This is a genomic window from Neisseria sp. P0021.S007 (genome assembly GCF_051956855.1).
Window position 1 is genome coordinate 1 of sequence record NZ_JBQCXA010001091.1, and the last position, 532, is coordinate 532.

Genomic DNA, 532 nt, shown 5'->3' on the forward strand with positions numbered 1-532 from the left:
GTGTTACACGCAATGACGAGTGCTTTGACATCGTTTTCCAGCAGGAAATCGACAATCTGCATGGCGAAGGTTTCGATGGTAGCGCGGGGTTTGGTGCCGTAGGGAACGCGTGCGGTATCGCCGAAATAGATGATGTTTTCCATCGGCAGGCGTTCCATCAGGGCGCGGACGTTGGTCAAGCCGCCGACGCCGGAATCGAATACGCCGATGGGGCGTTGTTTGCTGGTACTCATGGTTAATTTCTTCAATATAGTGTTGAGGCCGTCTGAAACCGTTTTTCAGACGGCCCGAAGGTTAAACATATTCTTTTTTATCGTTTTCCATCCAAGCCTGATGCGAGCAAACCCACAACAGCACGATACCGCATACGGTCGAACTCAACATCATACCGGCCATCACCAAGGCGGAACCATTATGTAGCCAAGTCGTTGCCATGCCGACCGATGCGCCGATAAGGGATTGGAACACGCCTAAAACGGCATTTGCGCTGCCGCCCTCTGCGCTGAAATAGCTCATAAAGCAGGCTTGAGTG

Annotated in this window: 1 protein-coding gene and 1 pseudogene; both read right to left on the reverse strand. The window is 52.3% G+C overall.

Going from position 1 to position 532, the window contains the following annotated elements; all coding sequences use genetic code 11:
* The coding region (locus ACTHUR_RS17680) for a glutamate racemase (RefSeq protein WP_440400027.1) at positions 1-233 on the reverse strand (233 nt) is incomplete at its 3' end.
* A 61-nt stretch (positions 234-294) separates the two neighbouring features.
* A pseudogene (locus ACTHUR_RS17685) lies at positions 295-532 on the reverse strand (Bcr/CflA family drug resistance efflux transporter); the annotation flags it as partial.